Below are 17595 nucleotides of genomic sequence, written 5' to 3'. Positions count from 1 at the left end.
TGTACGCATGGAGGCAGCCGGGTGAAATGTTCTTTATATAGCAAGATGGAGGAGGAAGAGGCCTATGAAAAAATTAACAGCAGTAATATTGGGTGCCGGCAGCAGAGGTCGGCTTATTTATGGACCTTATGCGGAGAAATTTCCGAATGAATTACAAATTGTCGCTGTCGCGGAGCCTAATGAAGAACGAAGAAATCAGTTCGCGGCTGTTCATAACATTGCGCCGGAGCATGTCTACAGCACATGGGAACCGGTATTTGAGCAGGGGCGTATTGCCGATGTGATGATTATCAGCACATTGGATCGTCTTCATTACGTGCCTGCCATGAAAGCGATGGAGCTGGGTTATCATGTATTGCTTGAGAAGCCGATGTCTCCATCAAAGGATGAATGTGTTGAGCTGGAACAAGCTTCGCATGAATTCAAGCGATTGCTAGTCGTTAGCCACGTTCTGCGCTATTCCCCATTCTGGTCAGGGATTAAGAAATGGATTGAGGCGGGCGAGCTTGGCAACATTGCAACGATTCAATTGACCGAAAATGTCGGTTATGAACATATGACGCATAGTTATGTGCGCGGGAATTGGCGCAAATCGGAAGAGACAAGTCCGATGATTCTAGCAAAATCCTGTCATGACTTGGATATTATCTCCTGGTTGATGGATCAACCATGTACTCATGTGAGTTCCTACGGATCGCTGCTTCATTTCCGTTCGGAGAATGCTCCGGAAGGCTCTACAGATCGTTGTATCAACGGATGTGAAGTGGAGAAGGAATGTGCATTTTCTGCGCTTAAAATGTACATGCAGCCGCCGGAGCACCCTTGGGCGCGTTATATGCATATCAATGACCTTTCACAAGAAAGCATCTTAAAAGCGCTTGAAGAAGGACCGTTTGGACGCTGTGTCTATCGCTGCGATAACAATGTGGTCGACCATCAGGTCGTGAACATGGAATTCGAAAACGGCGCGAATGCTTCGTTTATCATGTCGGGTCTCACGCAGAGCGGATCTCGCAGAGTTCAAATCATGGGTACGCAGGGCGAAATCATCGGGGATATGGATAAAGGCAGCTATACTTTATACCGTTATGTTACCGGCGAGAAGGTGGAGATTGATTGCAACGTAGCAGGAGACGGTCACGGTGGCGGTGACGAGCGGATGATTAGCTCTTTCCTGCGGGATGTCCGCAATTTCGAAAAGAACCCTTCCAAAGGTTTAACTTCGGCAACAGCTTCGCTGCAGAGCCATCTGATGGCCTTTGCGGCAGAGCAATCCCGGTTGAACAGCGGCCAGTCGATTAAGCTGGCGGATATGATAACGAAACGTAAGGTAGAAGTATAATTTGTATAAACCAAGAAAGGGGTGTCCTTAATGGTCGAAAGACCATGAGGGCCCCTTTTTTGGTTGTGGGGCAATACGGGTTCTGGAACAATGGCTGAGAGCATTTGGAAATGTTTTAAAAACACTCGCTGAATTGTCTCCAAACATCAATGTAAGTCGGTGTATGCTATAATTCAAAGACAACGACTAGCCTCGTTAACAAGTTGTGAGCGATTAAAAGGCGTACTTTCCGAAGGAGGTTAAACATGAAATGATTTTAAGGATGAAGGCAGCCAGGTGAAATGTTCTGCTTGAATCGCTGTTGTTCACAGATTTCTATGATTTTAACTATTCATGGTAGAAATCCGCTCACAAAGCATATGATCATTTCTAACCAAATGCTTCTTCTTTAGAATATTGAGCTATTTTGCCTATTCCTTATCTCATTCTTTAGTTCAACTTATATAGATCAAGAGGAGGATTGAAACCTTTTCCTTTCTCAGCCCGTTATACATAGGATAAAGCATGGATCGCATCACTTTGATTTGATAACCAATCGGTTTATATGATGGCTTTTTAGTTAGGAGGTACATATGTATTCCATTCATGAATTAAGGCAGCAGTTTCAAAAAGGAAAAAGGTTGAAATATATATTTTTCTGGGGTCATCAGCCTGCCGCGAACGGCAGTATTAACAAAAGCTGTTTCAGCCAATGGTGGCCATGCAAGTTCACCGTCGAAGGCGTGCTTTACAGCAGTGCCGAACAATATATGATGGCCGGGAAGGCCAGACTTTTTGGCGACGAGGAGATTTTGCGGCAGATTTTGGCGGCGAAACATCCAAAGCAGGCCAAAGACCTTGGCCGGAAAGTAAGAGGTTTTGATCAAAAGGTATGGGAGGAAGAAGGTTATAACATCGTCGTGCGCGGCAATCTGGCGAAATTTTCCCAAAATGAAGATCTGAGCAGCTTTTTGCTCGGTACCCGAAACAGGGTACTGGTAGAAGCAAGCCCCGTCGACAGCATATGGGGAGTTGGGCTAGCGGCCGATGACGACAGAATCGAAAATCCGCTGCTGTGGAAAGGAACCAACCTGCTCGGATTTGCTTTAATGGAAGTCCGGGATCAACTGATGAATAAAAAAGAGGGAATAGGCATCGGTTAAGCGATGAAAAAATGGATTGATCGGTAGTACAGCATAATCAGTACAGAAAAAAAGACGTTGTTCGGCTGCATTTATGCAACCTGGCAGCGTCTTTTGAATTCCAACCTGTAACACAGGGGAGCATTCTGGTATCTTAGTTAAGCGGGGTGTCTTGTTTACGGAAAAATGTACGCAAAGCCTCGTAAACTTCACCTTTTTCCTTGATGACATAATACATAAACTGATCCATTTTAATATTGCGGTATGCCGACATGAGCGTGCTGCTGCGGTTGTATTGATTGACCTCTCCATATCCGAACATATTGCTTACCTTAAGCAGTTCCCCGATCAGGCGCACGCAGCGTTCGTTATCCGAGGTCAGATTGTCGCCGTCAGAGAAATGGAATGGATAAATATTGTACTTGGATGGCGGGTATCTGCGGTCGATGATTTCAAGCGCTTTTTGGTAAGCGGATGAGCAGATGGTGCCGCCGCTTTCGCCTCTCGTGAAAAAATCTTCCTCGGATACTTCTTTCGCTTCGGTATGATGTGCCAAAAAGACGATATCAACCTTTTCATATTGCCGCCGCAGGAAACGGGTCATCCAGAAAAAAAAGCTGCGCGCGCAATATTTTTCGAACGAACCCATCGAACCTGAGGTGTCCATCATGGCGATAATGACGGCGCTGGAATGGGGCACCACGATTTCCTCCCAGGTTTTGTAGCGCAGATCATCGGGGCTGATGTGGTGAATGCCGGGATTGCCGGTGGTGGCGTTGCGGCGCAGGTTCTCCAGAATCGTCCGTTTTTTATCGATGTTGGACTGCATGCCCTTTTTACGGATATCGTTGAAGGTAATGGATTCTGTCTCCACGTCCTGCTGCTCTTTGGGTTTCATGAAGGGGAGCTCCATATCGTCAAAAAGCATGTTTTCCAGATCTTCCATGCTGATTTCGGCTTCCATAATATCGTATCCCGGCTGATCGCCGGCTTTTTCGCCTTTACCGGGCTTTGGCACCGGATCACGTCCGAGCACATCCCCTACCTGGCTGTCTCCATCCCCTTGCCCTACATGCTTTTGCTTTTGGAAGTTATAAATAAAACGGTATTCGTCCAGGCTCCGGATGGGGACCTTGATGATTTGTTTACCGTCCGACATGATAATGCTTTCTTCCGTAATGAGATCGGGCAGGTTCTGTTTAATCATTTCCTTCACTTTTTCCTGATGGCGGACTTGATCCTGGTATCCTTTGCGGTGCAGCGACCAGTCTTCTTTGGATACGACAAACAGCGAATGATCGTCAGAATGCATATCAGCACCTCCCATATAACACATGTTCACGCTTGCTCGGCTGCAAAAACAAAAGTGATTATTTACAAGTATATTCACGCAGAGTGGCGATATGTGATGGGACAGGAGCAAATTAACAAGTTCTATGCATTGCAATTTCATCCATATTAAGGAACATTAAAGTATCCTTCGACCTTTTATGACAAATATTTCAAAAATTATGTAGTATAATGCTATTGTCCTGAGACATAGGATACAAGTTTTTGCAGTATTAGTTGCCAATACATAGGTTCGAGGAGGGGTGCTCCAGATCATTCACGTGGGCAAGCAGTCCCGTAGGATAAGAAAAAATAAATATTTGACGGCGACCGTTGTTGGACAAGACCAAAAAATGTGATTGATAGGGAGTGTAAGTTTGATGAAAAAGTTGATGTTATGTTTTTTAGCAGGGCTGCCCTTCTAACCTGAGCAGTTGAACAAACAGGAAAAATGCCTGGAATGAGAACAGATGTGGACGGTGTTAATTTTACCTATTTCACGTAGCTTAATAAATTCACATTTTAAAAGAAATAAGTGGATGTAAAAATTTACAATATGCTGTTAATCCCGGAGGAGAAAATATGAAAAAGGTTATTCTTTCTACTTTGACCGTAGTAACTCTTGTTGCAGGAAGCCTTTCGCTTGTTCAACCAAAGGCAGAAGCGAGTTTTGTAGATGGTGGAAAAGATATGGTTAATACTAAAACAACTACAAGCAACACTATTCAAAAATTTAAAGATGTACCAGCTACACATTGGGCTGCCTCAGCTATTGCAGCTGCTGTTCAAGACGGTTATCTCAAAGGCTATACAGATGGATCTTTCAAACCAAGCGCACCAATAACAAAGGCAGAAATGGCCACAATCTTAGGACGGTTAACAAATCAACCTGTTGCATCAGGAAATACTGCAAATTTCACAGACATCCCAGCTTGGGCGCAGGATGGAGTTAAAGCTGCTGTTGAAAAAGGATTTATTGATCCATCCAAGTATTCCGGAAAACTGGACGCTAACACAGCTCTTACTCGTGGTGAAATGGCAACATGGCTGGCACAAGGACTTGCGGCAGTCAATCCGGACTATAAAGCCGCACTGTCAGAAGTAACCAATACAGTGATCCCTGCGAAAGAATACTTCACTGGCGGTATTCAAACTGAACAAAAAAATGCGGTTGCGGTGACAATGGGAACCGGCCTGATGAGTGTTGATAGCGACAAAACCTTTGGAGTTAATCGGACGACCACACGGGCAGAAGTGGCGACTTTAATTGCACGATATACTGCTGTTGCTAAGAAACAACCAAGTGATTTTCAAGGGTTACAGGAATTACGGGCTGTTGGACTTACAGGAACTAACTTGAAGGTTATTGCTCCTTCTTATGAAATGCTCCCTATAGATAAACTACCTACGGGATATGACGCCAGTAAATTAACTGATGACTTTTCTAAGATTCGGAATAAGGAACTAGTTACAGTTACAAATTATGCAACCATTAAGGTGAAAAACTGGATTATTGTGAATCCGTATGTCAAAGGGGATAGCCGCAGTATTTACTACCCAGTTTTTGTCGATGAAGGAGATACGCTATTACATGGGGCCTTTTTCTCCTTTGCAGAATTTGATTTAACAAGTAAAAGTTCTTCATTGTCAGATGTACAAGCAGGGAGCTTAATAAGTTCACCAAGTATTAATGCTCTTTCATCACCAAGATCCAAGGCTTTTAGAGAATACTCCTTACCACATACAAATGATATTACAAAAGCCAGGGGAGTGTTTACGGTCAGCAATCCACATTATTGGGGTCAAGGGCTTCTACATTTCGACCAATCTCTAATACCATATGTAGAGCTTAAAACTAAGGACGGTTTTGAATTTTGGGTGAGACCAAAAAAATAAATTGAGTTAGGTGATGGAATTGTCAACATCATTAAAAAGAATATTTGTTCTTTTAATATCGATCAGTTTTTTATTTCCATCAAATCTGATCTTCGCCGGTGGAGGACCGTCAGGTCAGAAGCCAGTATTAAAAGCACCTTACTTTGAACCTTCATCATTTTCCAAATCTCAAAAGAAATTAACCCAGGTCCAAGGTATTGGAGTCACCAACATTGGTGTTTATATTTACCAATTAGATAATCTAAGTTGGAGAGTCGATGGAGAGTGTAATGATAAAAGGCTCGCAAACAATCCCTCAACAAATAAACCAGTATCTTCAACAGTATGTATCGATCTTGATCTGAACGCCCCAGAATATATACCTCCTAATTATTTGGATAGTAACGGTGACCCTCATTCTAAAGATGAATTCATTTCATCGTCACTTCATCCTGTTTATATGGATGATGTAAAGCACTACACAAATGGAGATCCAATTTTAGTCAGTGTTGAATCTTTCACAGGAACTAGAATAAAGTTCACTACTCAAATTGGAGGATCAATCGAGCCATTTGCATATAGACCGTACCATGGAGATAAGTATTCAGCCGACTATAAATTTAAAACCGATCTGTATTGGACTGCCCTATCTGAAATCACAAAAGAAATCAACCTTTCCTCAGGCGGACAATTATCCAAAGGCCAAACTAAACAACTGAATGCTACTGTAAAAACAAAAATTGGTGACGGCAGCTTTGGACAAGAAACCAATGTCAATACCGGAAATGGCAAAACCACTTGGGAATCTTCAAATCCTGGCGTAGCAACTGTAAGTAGTTCCGGATTGGTTACTGCTGTAAATGAAGGAACAACTAACATTACAGTAAAATGGGAGAAAGATGGATATAAGCTAACAACAACAACGACCATTGGTGTAGATGTTGATCCGGGGTCCCCTCCAGGCGGTGGTGGAGCATGCACCCTAGTAATAGGTAGTCCAACACAAGGCACTAAAATGAGTATGAGTGATATGGACCCGAACGCTAAAGGGGTTATTCGTGCAGATAATAGGGATGCAGAAAGATTTGATGTATTGCAGGGCATTCCTACATCTGAGTCACTCTTTACAAATGTATCTGCTGATAATTACCTTTTCAAACACATTTGGGTTCAGTTGAGAGGTAAAACCACGTACAATTGTTCGGTTGATGTTACGTACGCACGCCAGTGGACGGAATCTGGGCCACCAATTTGTACGAAATCAGGGTGCGTTCCAGGACCGCCTATATCAAAAAGTGACACTCAAACGAAAAACTATACTTTCAGCTTTACACGTGATTATTCTTATTGGCAAATCAATAACCTTGAAGTGTATAAGATTAATCGAGCGGAAATGTCAAACTATGCTTTACCTGATGGTACGGTAACCATGATACCAGCTGGATATACTCCACCTACGTTGGATTCAAAGCATGACGAACCAGTTGATGTCCATGTAAAACCGGCAATTACACCACCAATTTCTTACACACCACCAATTTTAACGGGAGGATTAAATTCACCTCCTCCGTTACCTGATGATACTTCTTTATTAAAAGGTATGGCAGAATCATCAACGCCTGAAAGTAAAGTGAAAAACGATATGGTTAATTTTAACGGTTCAACAATTATGGATTCGGCTGAGGTGATAAAAAACGGTCCAACCCCGAAAAACATCCCTAATCCTACTACAATTGGACGTGATGTTCTCTATAGCCCAGGCAACCTAATCAGCAGCAGTAAAGTGAATAAAAAAGATACGCCGAGCTCCGGGAAAATAGCATACGATCTGATGGCTGGTAACATCAATGGAGGCGAAAACAAGGAATTCCCGATCCATGGGATTAACACGGTTACGGTTCATACGCCTGTAATCAATTATTCTTCCGTTTCCGACGACAAGGCGCATAACCAGAAAACCAATCCGAATTACAGCCGGTCGGCACTGATTTTGGAAAGACCGTTCCAGGTTCGGATTCCAACCAACGGACAGCATGTAAACTACCCCGGGTATGGAAACAGGGATTATGCAAAATACTTCCGCACGAAACAAGTGTTATTTCCGTTCGATGTTTACAACGAGAACAAAACACGGTTTATCCCCAAAAACACATGGATTGATATCCCGGTAAATCAACTGGATACTGCATTTTTCCTGCCGGTTTGGGTTGATGAGGGGGATTATCAGGTTTATTTCCGGAATATTGCGGAGAACTCTCCAAACGACTATGAAAATCAAGGGGAGCAGGACGCGAATCGAAATCTCATACATCACGCTGCCACAGATGAGGTGTCTGTAGAGGTCATCGGGCGCCTTTACGACTTTCACATTACCGATATTGCCGATTATAACTGGCAAAATGTTTTTCGAACCCAATCCGGTAGCGCGAATCCGACTGGTGTTTCTTATTGGGTGGGACAAAAGCTGATTGACGGGGATCCCCGCGGCAACAAAGAGATATACACGCTGACCATCCGTCCGGGAAGCCATCCTCTTCGCGGTTATAAAAATGTGTCCGTCAAAACAGGCTACCATTTCAAATTCGACTTCAAAACAAAAGGGAATATGTTTGGACCGCTGGACGGGATCCGAATTATGCCAAGCTTTTATTTTGTAAGCAAAGATGGAAAACCCGTCAATGCAAGGGGAGATACCCGCGTACCGGTTGACCTTTATTACAACAACAACAAATCGAACTTCATCAAAGTCGGCTCTGCGCAGGATCAGGTTCAACGTTATGTGATTTTGAATGAGCGTCTGCGGAATGTGCCTGCAGTAGAGCTAACCGATACAGCCAGTTATAAATACAATCATTACGGTCAAACGGGAGGCCTCAACAAAAATCAATTCATCCAAAACTATTTGAATGTATTTACGAAGCAAAAAACGCCTGTCGGCAGCTACAGCCTGCTGATTTTGCCCGAGCAGCTAAGAACCTTTTTGAGATTGCAGGAAAACATTCCAGGCCCCGTAGATCCGGAACGTGCCAACGTTTCCATTCAGAAATGGTACGGGGAATACAGCCTGCCTGCAGAGCCTTTTGTCGTCCTGGCGGGAACGAATGTGGCGGAGTATGGGCGCACGCATGGAGGTTTAAACAGCAAGTCGCCGATCTTTTTGAAAAATGGTTATATCGTTGTGAATTTTAACATCGAATCGATTCAAGCGGGAAATTTGAAAAATCCGCATTTGCAGTATATTAACGCACCGCTCATGAACCAATGGGAGTTGGAGGGATATCGGCGAAATATTCAAGATTCCTTTGGAACAAGGTTTCACTTGAGGGACGGGGATGTCGTATTTTACAATGCGGACCGATCCAGCAGGGATGATTTTAGCTCGCAGGTGCCTCACTGAGACTAACCAAGACTTAAGAGAAATATACTCTTAAATTGTTAAGCAAGCCTACCGGATAACGGCAGGCTTGCGGTTAGTTTAACCCCTTGCTTTGCTAATGTGTACTATTTCATTGACAAATAAGACATTATATGAAAGCGAATACAATATTCTGTGGTAAAATATACCATAATAATATATAATTAACTATAGTACAACTTTACGGCTATAAGGGCGGTCGGCTAGTCTCCCGAAGCGGAGGTGATGCCTTATGACAGTGTATGAAGGTATAAGCTTAATGCTTACCTTCGGGACGTTAATCGTCGCGCTGCTCTCGTTTAATAAACGAAAATAGACCGCCCTGGATGAGGTATCGGTCTATTTTCTGATCGTCCTACAGTCGACCGCTCTTATTAGCGGCTGTTGTACTGAGGGATCGTGCTGCAACACGGTCCCTTATCTATTTTATATTAGCATATGGTGAAATATACCTCAAGTTACATCTCGTGTAATTTTGACATCCTCATATACATTCTGATTTAAACAAAGCGGCAGTTCTAACCCATACAAAATATTACAATGATTCTGCGACTTATATAGTATAGTTATAAAGGAGAGAGTTGAACATCATGTATCTAAAAGTGATATTCAAGATAGGGAGGAGGAATGAAAATGAAAGAACCATTAAAGATTGGCATCATCGGTACAGATACGTCACACTCTACGGCTTTCACGGAACTTCTCAATAATCGGGATCATCCCTTTCATGTTGCGGGAGGGAAAGTCGTTTCGGCATTTGCAGGCGGATCCGATGACTTTGAACTGAGCAGGTCGCGGGTTGGGCAGTTTGCATCCAAGCTTAGGGATCATCACGGAGTGAAGATGTACCTACACCCCGAGCAGGTTGCAGAAGAAGCGGATGCCATTATGCTGCTGTCAGCCGACGGACGTATACATAAGGAAATCTTCGAAAAAATAGCCGTTTACAAGAAACCTGTTTTTATAGATAAACCGTTTGCTGTAAGTTATTCTGATGCACAAGCTATTGCTGCGCAAGCAAAAGAAATGGATATCACGATCATGAGCTCATCAGCACTAAGGTATGCGAAAGCGCTTACGGATGAACTTGAGCAAAACGATTCCGGAATCGTTACGGGTGCGGACTGCTATGGTCCGATGGTTATTGAGCCGACTCAAAGGGGTTATTTTTGGTATGGCATTCATTCGATAGAAATGCTGTACACCCTTATGGGGCCAGGATGCAAATATGTGACTTCGATGAGGACGGAAGCTCCGGGGGCCGAGGAAATCATCATCGGTGAGTGGAGCAATGGCAGGATAGGAACAGCCCGCGGCAGCCGTATGGTGGGGACTCCTTTTGCAGCGGTGGTTCATCGGGAAAATCAGCACACTTTTATCGATATCGATGGGGGATCCAAGCCGTTTTATGCAAGTTTGCTGGAGCAGGTCATGCGGGTATTCAAAGGCGATGCTCCGCCTCTGGACATGTCGCTTACGCTTGAAATTATCCGTTTTATCGAAGCGGCTAATGAAAGCAGGGAAACGGGGAAAAGAATCGGGCTTCATATGTAACAGAGCACGAGTTCACGGACGCGGATAGCTTCAATTGTTTGTGAGCGCTCCTCGGTAAGCATGGTATCGTGATCCTCATCATCAGTATGCGCAATTTGTAATTCTTCCAGATGCATTCGAATGATTAGGCAACCTCCGGATCATTCCGGAAGGTTGAGAACCGAAAAATGAACAAATCCGCAGATAAAAAGCCGCCCCAACATTTCGTTGAGACGGCTTCTTCTTTTATACCTCGCTTGGATTTTCTGATCTCAAATTTTGCTATTACAGCGGTTTACCAACTTGCACTGGCATCTCTTGTTTACGTTCCAGTACATAAATGCTCAGGCAGACTAAGAAGGCGATGCCTACTAATATAGCGCCGACCCAAGGCAAGGAAGTGAGTCCCATCCGGTCGATGACCCACCCGCCGCAAAAAGCGCCAAACGCGTTGCCCAGATTGCCTGCGGAGTGATTGGTGGTCGATGCCAAAGCGGGCGCTTCATGGGCCATATTCATGATTTTGACCTGAATGCCTGGCATAACGGCGAATGAGGCGGCTCCCCACAGGAAAATCGTGATGACGGCGCCGATCGGACTTTTGACGGTGAATGTGAAAATCGTCAGCAGTACGCAGATGGAAGCGAAAATTCCGATGACCGCCGGCATGAGCTTCCAATCGGCGAGTTTGCCGCCGACGATATTTCCTGCCGTGACGCCGATACCGAACAAGACGAGAATCCAGGTGACGCTATGTTCATGGAATCCTGTGACTTGTTCGAGCAAAGGCGTAATATAAGTAAATACTGTAAACAGACTGGAGTTGCCGATCGCGCAGGCGAGCAAAACGGCGATCAGCTTGGGCTGGGCCAGAGCTTTAAATTGTTTCGCGATGCCAGCAGGCTCATCCTGACGAATCCGCGGAATAAAAATGATGATGCCGATTAAGGCGATGATGCCCATCAGCATGATAGCGGCGAAGGAAGCTCTCCAGCCAAGATTTTGGCCGACAAAGGTACCGATAGGCACCCCGATGATATTCGCGATCGTTAGTCCCGCCATCATGATCGAAACAGCGCCGGCCCTTTTATGCGGTTTGACGAGGTTGGACGCAATCACTGCGCCGACGCCAAAAAAGGTGCCATGACAAAGGGCGGTCAGCAGGCGGGCTCCCATCAGCACGTCGTAATTCGGAGCGATGACGGCAATGCCGTTGCCCAGAATAAACAATCCCATCAATAGGCATAAGAGCAGCTTTTGCGGCAGCCGATGAGTCAAAATCGTCATGATGGGCGCGCCGATCGCAACGCCTAACGCATAGCTGGTAATAAGCTGCCCGGCGGTGGAAATGCTGACGCCGAGATCTTTGGAGACGTTCGGTAATATTCCCATGATGACAAACTCGGTCATCCCAATCGCAAAGGCGCCTACCGTCAGCGAGAGGATGGAAACCGGAAAAGGATCTTTGGTCTTTTCGTGGACCGTGTGAGTTGTATGCATGCTGTGTATTCTACCTTTCTATGGCGTTGAAATAATATTTTTCTTTCTGTAATTATTGTATTTTCCATGAAAACTTTCAAGAACTATTATTTCTCGCAAACTTATTGACAGGCCTAGGAAAAACATTTAAAGTTCATTAATAACATCACTGGAGAAATTAAGTGTATAACATATAAATTCATGGTTTTAAACAAGCTAAAAATCAAAATTTAAGCAAATATATCATCCAAAATTATCTATATTTCTCCATGGGTGAAAATAATTAATGGCGGAGGAGCCATCTATCACATGCAAAAGCATGACCAGGATTATATTAAAAGAAAGAATAGAGCTACCGTTTTTGAGATGATCAAAAACAACCCGCCCCTCTCCAGGGCCGAGATCGCCAGATTGACGGGGATGAGTCCGACTACGATCAGCCGCATCGTCTCCGATTTGTTCCATCTTGATTTCATGCATGAAATCGAGCAGGAGACAAGCAGCGTAGGCCGAAAAGCGGTTTTGCTGCAGGTTAATCCCAGATCCGTTTTATCGGTTGGGGTAGAAATCGACAAGACGATGATCCGGATTGGCGTTATTGATTTGGATGGCAGGGTGATTGGCAGCAGAACCATTGAAAGACAGAAAAACGAAGCCGCAGAAGCAACGCTTGGAAATATTGCGGCTGGGATCAATGAACTGATCGAAGCTGAAGATTTCGACCGGCGCAGAATCGTCGGCATCGGCGTAGGGCTTCCCGGCATTATCGACTATGCAAGCGGTACGGCCGTGTTATCGGCGCAGCTTGGCTGGAAGCAGACCGATATCGCCGGCATACTGAAGAAGCTTACCGGGCTTGAAGTAGCGGTCGACAACGAACTGAAAGTGAAATCGCTTGCGGAGCATATGTATGGAGCCGCCAAAGGTTCGAGCCGTTCGGTACTGATCGGGTTCGGAAGCGGTGTCGGTTCTTCGCTCATCATTGACGGGGAGATTTACCGGGGCGAATCCAACAGCGCAGGTGAAATCGGACATACGGTCGTGGATCCGGGCGGAATTTTATGCGAATGCGGCAAGGTTGGCTGCTTGCAGACCTATATCGCCGAAGCTTCGCTCCTTGAACAGTCCAATAAAATCAAACCGATCGCTAATTTGGATGAACTGTTCCAAGCCAGACGCGATGGGGAATTTTGGGCAGCGAGCATCATCGACCGGGCCATGACATTCATAGCGGTTACGATCAGCAACATCGCTTGCATGTACAATCCGGACACCGTCATTTTGACAGGCAAACTCGTGGAGAGATTTTCGGAAGTCCGGGAGTTTATTGCGGATAAATGCATGGATCAGTTTGTATGGGAACCGCTGCGCGGCACCTTTCAGATCGTATATTCCGCATTTGAAAACGACGGCGTTGTGATCGGTTCAGGCCTGCTCGCGCAGAGCCGTTTCCTGGATATCAGCAGCCAAATGGAGCAAGTGGAGCTGATCGATAATTGACCAAATATTTTAATGAAAACTGAATCGGGGGATAGCGATGTATTTCAAACCATTAATGGAAGAATTCCGTGGCGGCGTACTTGAAAACGTTCATTTGGGCGTGCTGTGCGGCGTCAACGACAAAGGCGAAGTGATTCATGAGGTAGGAAGCGCGGAACACGTGACCTTCCTCCGTTCTGCAGCGAAACCGTTTCAGGCCATTCCGGTAATGAAACAGGATATTGCCGGCAAATACGGCTTGACGGATGCCGAAGCTGCGATGTTTGCCGCATCCCACCGCGGAGAAGCGTATCATATCGAAGCTTTGGAAGCGATTATGCGCAAAACCGGCCTCTCGGAGGAACAACTCCTCTGCTGCCCTACCTATCCGTTGAATGACGAGCCGAAGTTCGCCTGCATGCGGGAAGGCAAAGCGCCGAGAAGACTTTATCACAACTGCTCAGGCAAGCATTTGGGCATCATCGCCACCGCCAGAGAGATGGGTTATGACACTGAAACCTATTGGCAGCCATCCCATCCGATCCAGCAGGAAATTCTGCATACTTTAGCGGATATGGCCGAATATCCGGTCGAGCAAATCCGAATCGGCGTCGACGGCTGCGGCTTCCCGATCTTCGCGCTTCCGCTGCAAAATATCGCCAAAGCATATCTCAAGCTTGCTTGTCCGGACCTGATCGCGGATGTAGAAACGCGTGAGGCTGTAAAAAGAATGACGGCCTACATGCATGCCGCACCGGACAGCATCGCCAGCCATCAATTTATCTGCTCCGAGCTGCTGCGTGACAGCAATATTGTCGCAAAGGGCGGAGCCAAAGGCGTGTACTGTTTCTCTTTAATTCGGGAACGCGTTGCCTTTGCGCTGAAAGTGATTGACGGCTCGGAAACTCCGTGGCCGATCATTGTCGCTTCGATTCTGGAGCAAATCGGGTACGGCAACAAGGAAACCATCGATAGATTGTATTCCGTGGTATCCAAAGAGATCCAAAATGACAACCACATCGTTGTCGGCGAGCGAAAAGCCGCTTTTACCTTTGCATAAGTTCTGCACTTTCAGGAATACGCATCTAGAGCCTCGGCCGGATAATCATCCTCCGGATGCACCTGGGTATCCATAGGAGGTTCTGCAAGCCCTGCCATGGAATAAAACGGGATTTCACATTTTTTTGTACACGGGTTCGTTCGTTATTTTCTATTGAAGTGGGCGTTGAAAAGCGAACTTTTGAACAACCTCTTGAAGGGAAGTAACGGTGCAATCATACATCAAAAAGGGGAACAAAGGAGTTGTGACAGGTATGAAAAAGAAAAAGATGACTGTATTGGCATCACTGCTGCTGGTATCCGCCATGTTTGCGGGCTGCTCTAGTGGTTTTTCGGGGAGCGAAAGCAAACCGGCCGACAACGCTTCCGGCAAAACATCGGAGACTGCTGCCGCGGCCAAAGATTTGAAAGTGTATGTCGAAAACGAAATTAAAGATTTGAACCAATGGAAGGCATCTGACGACGTATCGTTTACAATCCTGAACAACGTTGAAGAAGGCCTATACAGATTGGATTTGAAGAATGAGCCGCAGCCTGCCATGGCAGAAAAAGTGGATGTCTCCGATGACAAGCTGACGTATACATTCACCCTTCGCGATAACGCAAAATGGAGCGATGGAACGCCGGTAACCGCCCAAGATTTCAAATACGCATGGCTGAATGAATTGGATCCGAAAATCGGAACCAACGGATATTCCTTTATTATGACAGACTACATCGTTGGCGCAGACGAATATGCTGCCGGCGGTTCGGCGGACAAGGTCGGAATTGAAGCCAAAGACGACAAAACGCTGGTGGTCAAGCTGAAACAGCCTACGCCTTATTTTCTGCGTCTGACTTCACTCGCACCATACTTCCCGATGAAAGAGGAATTCGTCAAATCCAAAGGCGATGGTTTCGCCGTGGGCGCGGACAGCATGCTGTTTAACGGCCCTTATACGGTAGCTACGGTGGATGCAGCCAGCGGCGCGGTTCTCGAAAAGAATCCGGGCTATTGGGATGCGGCTAATGTAAAGATCGATAAAGTGGACGTGAAGGTAATCAAAGAGAAAAGCACGGCTCTGAACGCCTACAAAGCAGGGCAGCTCGACCGCGTGCTTCTGTCTTCTTCTGACGTGAACGCATCAAAATCCGATCCGGGCTTCGGAACAGGCATTAACTTTAGAACAACCTACCTGCAATTCAACACCAAAGCGGACGGCATAAGCAACGTAAATATCCGCAAAGCGCTGAAATACGGCTTCGATTCCAAATTGCTTGCGGATCAAGTCCTCAATAACGGTTCGAAAGCCGCAACAGGATTGATTCCTGACGTGATGAGCGGTTTTGACGGCAAATCTTTTAGAGAAATGCAAGGAGATCTGGTCGGTGTTGATGCGGCCAAAGCGAAAGAGTATTGGGAGCAAGGCGTCAAGGAGCTTGGCAAAGCGCCTAAAATCACCATGCTTGTTGCCGACACTTCTGAAGTGAAAGACGTGGCCACTTTTATGCAGAGCGAATACAAGAAAAACCTTGGCATTGACGTCGTGATCGACACGAAAACAAGCAAAGCCCGCAACCAGCTGATGGACAACAGCAACTATCAAATGGGTATTACCGCATGGGGAGCCGATTACGACGATGCGATGACGTATCTGGATCTGTGGGCGAACCATACGCCTTACCGCGGCAACTATGAAAATGCGAACTATGACAAGCTGATAACGGATGCTAAAAAAGAAACCGACGAGCAGAAACGTATCCAAATGCTGCTTGCTGCTGAAAAAACGCTGCTTGATGATGATGTGGTGGTTGTTCCGATCTACTTCGGCGGCTACTCCTACCTGCTGAACAGCAGAGTGCAAAACCTGGAGTACCATCCGTACGGCAACCCTGTCGACTTCAAATACGCGGATGTAAAATAACGCAGGTTTCTGGTTTTCCGGGAGAGGAGAGAAGCGCTGCTTCTCTCTTTCCTTTCCCGCCTTTGATTGATCTTTTGAACGAATCCCCATGTTTTCGGGAGGTGCAACATTGAAACGTTATATCGGTTTTCGGATCATTTATTTGATCATCACGTTGTTTATTATTTCAACCGTAACCTTTTTTCTGATGAAGGCACTGCCTGGCACGCCGTTTGATGAAGAGAAACTGGCCCAGCTCCCTCCAGAGCAAAAGCAGATGATTTATGCAAGCTATGGCCTGGACAAACCTGTTTTCACGCAATATGTGAATTATTTGAAAAATGTGGTCAAAGGCGATTTGGGTACGTCGTTTTTCTATACGGGACAAAAGGTTAAGGACATTATTTCGAGCCGCTTGTTTCCTTCGGCGCTCATCGGTCTTCAAGCCGTGCTGCTCGGACTGGCCATCGGCCTCATTCTCGGTATTGTAGCCGCTTACCGCCACAACACCGCCTGGGATTATGCGACGATGATTATCGCGGTGCTTGGCGTTTCGATTCCGAACTTTGTATTGGCCGCGCTGCTGCAGTATTTTGTCGGTCTCAAATGGGGGCTTCTGCCGGTGGCTTTCTGGGAAAGTTACCCGAGCTCGATTCTGCCTTCGATTGCATTATGCGTTGGCGTTATCGCCCTGATCGCGCGTTTTGTCCGTACGGAGATGCTGGAAGTGCTGGAGCAGGATTATATTACGACAGCCAAAGCGAAAGGGCTTGGAACGATTCGGATTATGTTCCAGCACGTAATTCGCAACTCGCTGATTTCCGTTATCACCATTTTGGGACCGATTGTCGTGAATCTGCTGACTGGTTCGCTGGTCATCGAAAATATTTTCGGCATTCCCGGTATCGGCAGTCTATTCGTTGACTCCATCAAGATGAATGATTACTCGACCATTATGGGGATCACGCTGTTTTACAGTGCTTTCTATGTTTTTGTCATGCTTATTGTAGATTTGTTATACGGCCTTGTTGATCCGCGGATCCGTCTGGCTTCAGGAAAGGGGTAAGCTTATGCCGCAGG

The 17595-nt window shown here is 45.8% G+C and carries 12 protein-coding genes; 10 read left to right on the top strand and 2 right to left on the bottom strand.

The window, feature by feature from the left end; all coding sequences use genetic code 11:
* Nucleotides 1–64 precede the first annotated feature (64 nt).
* Together L6442_RS25320 and L6442_RS25315 are read left to right on the top strand one after the other, a co-directional pair.
* Entirely contained in the window at nucleotides 65–1342 is a 1278-nt protein-coding gene (locus tag L6442_RS25320; protein ID WP_212977002.1) for a Gfo/Idh/MocA family protein, read from the top strand.
* Between the two features lie 572 nt (nucleotides 1343–1914).
* The gene (locus tag L6442_RS25315; protein WP_212977001.1) at nucleotides 1915–2484 is read left to right on the top strand and encodes a riboflavin biosynthesis intermediates N-glycosidase; all 570 of its coding nucleotides are present in this window, start codon (nucleotides 1915–1917) and stop codon (nucleotides 2482–2484) included.
* Nucleotides 2485–2617: 133 nt separating this feature from the next.
* Here L6442_RS25315 and yhbH read toward each other — a convergent pair whose 3' ends face one another.
* A complete protein-coding gene (gene yhbH, locus L6442_RS25310; protein WP_194229811.1) occupies nucleotides 2618–3775 on the bottom strand; it encodes a sporulation protein YhbH in 1158 nt (385 codons plus the stop codon).
* 599 nt (nucleotides 3776–4374) lie between these two features.
* Between yhbH and L6442_RS25305 the strand changes: the two genes are divergently transcribed.
* The 4 genes from L6442_RS25305 (at nucleotide 4375) to L6442_RS25295 (ending at nucleotide 10636) form a co-directional block, all read left to right on the top strand.
* Nucleotides 4375–5688, top strand: coding sequence for an S-layer homology domain-containing protein (locus tag L6442_RS25305; RefSeq protein WP_212977000.1), 1314 nt, complete (start codon nucleotides 4375–4377; stop codon nucleotides 5686–5688).
* A gap of 19 nt (nucleotides 5689–5707) precedes the next feature.
* Entirely contained in the window at nucleotides 5708–9064 is a 3357-nt protein-coding gene (locus L6442_RS25300; protein WP_237100082.1) for a DUF5704 domain-containing protein, read from the top strand.
* A 250-nt stretch (nucleotides 9065–9314) separates the two neighbouring features.
* Nucleotides 9315–9398, top strand: coding sequence for a putative holin-like toxin (locus L6442_RS33185; RefSeq protein WP_373871787.1), 84 nt, complete (start codon nucleotides 9315–9317; stop codon nucleotides 9396–9398).
* Between the two features lie 317 nt (nucleotides 9399–9715).
* Nucleotides 9716–10636, top strand: a complete 921-nt coding sequence (locus L6442_RS25295) for a Gfo/Idh/MocA family protein (RefSeq protein WP_212976999.1) — start codon at nucleotides 9716–9718, stop codon at nucleotides 10634–10636.
* Nucleotides 10637–10900: 264 nt separating this feature from the next.
* Here L6442_RS25295 and L6442_RS25290 read toward each other — a convergent pair whose 3' ends face one another.
* Nucleotides 10901–12115, bottom strand: coding sequence for an MFS transporter (locus L6442_RS25290; RefSeq protein WP_212976998.1), 1215 nt, complete (start codon nucleotides 12113–12115; stop codon nucleotides 10901–10903).
* A gap of 288 nt (nucleotides 12116–12403) precedes the next feature.
* Here L6442_RS25290 and L6442_RS25285 point away from each other — a divergent pair, with 288 nt between their 5' ends.
* From L6442_RS25285 to L6442_RS25270, 4 genes are all read left to right on the top strand, one after another.
* Complete coding sequence (locus L6442_RS25285) at nucleotides 12404–13594, top strand: ROK family transcriptional regulator (RefSeq protein ID WP_212976997.1); 1191 nt, start codon at nucleotides 12404–12406, stop codon at nucleotides 13592–13594.
* A 37-nt stretch (nucleotides 13595–13631) separates the two neighbouring features.
* Nucleotides 13632–14633: an asparaginase gene (locus L6442_RS25280; protein WP_212976996.1), complete on the top strand. Its 1002-nt coding sequence runs from the start codon at nucleotides 13632–13634 to the stop codon at nucleotides 14631–14633.
* A 253-nt stretch (nucleotides 14634–14886) separates the two neighbouring features.
* A complete protein-coding gene (locus L6442_RS25275) occupies nucleotides 14887–16536 on the top strand; it encodes a peptide ABC transporter substrate-binding protein (RefSeq protein WP_194229805.1) in 1650 nt (549 codons plus the stop codon).
* 109 nt (nucleotides 16537–16645) lie between these two features.
* Nucleotides 16646–17581, top strand: coding sequence for an ABC transporter permease (locus tag L6442_RS25270; RefSeq protein ID WP_212976995.1), 936 nt, complete (start codon nucleotides 16646–16648; stop codon nucleotides 17579–17581).
* Nucleotides 17582–17595: the final 14 nt, after the last annotated feature.

The organism is Paenibacillus azoreducens, from assembly GCF_021654775.1.
GTDB classification, from domain to species: domain Bacteria; phylum Bacillota; class Bacilli; order Paenibacillales; family Paenibacillaceae; genus Paenibacillus_AQ; species Paenibacillus_AQ azoreducens.
The sequence above is the reverse complement of the archived record's forward strand: the minus strand, read 5'-3'. Positions and strand labels throughout refer to the sequence as shown.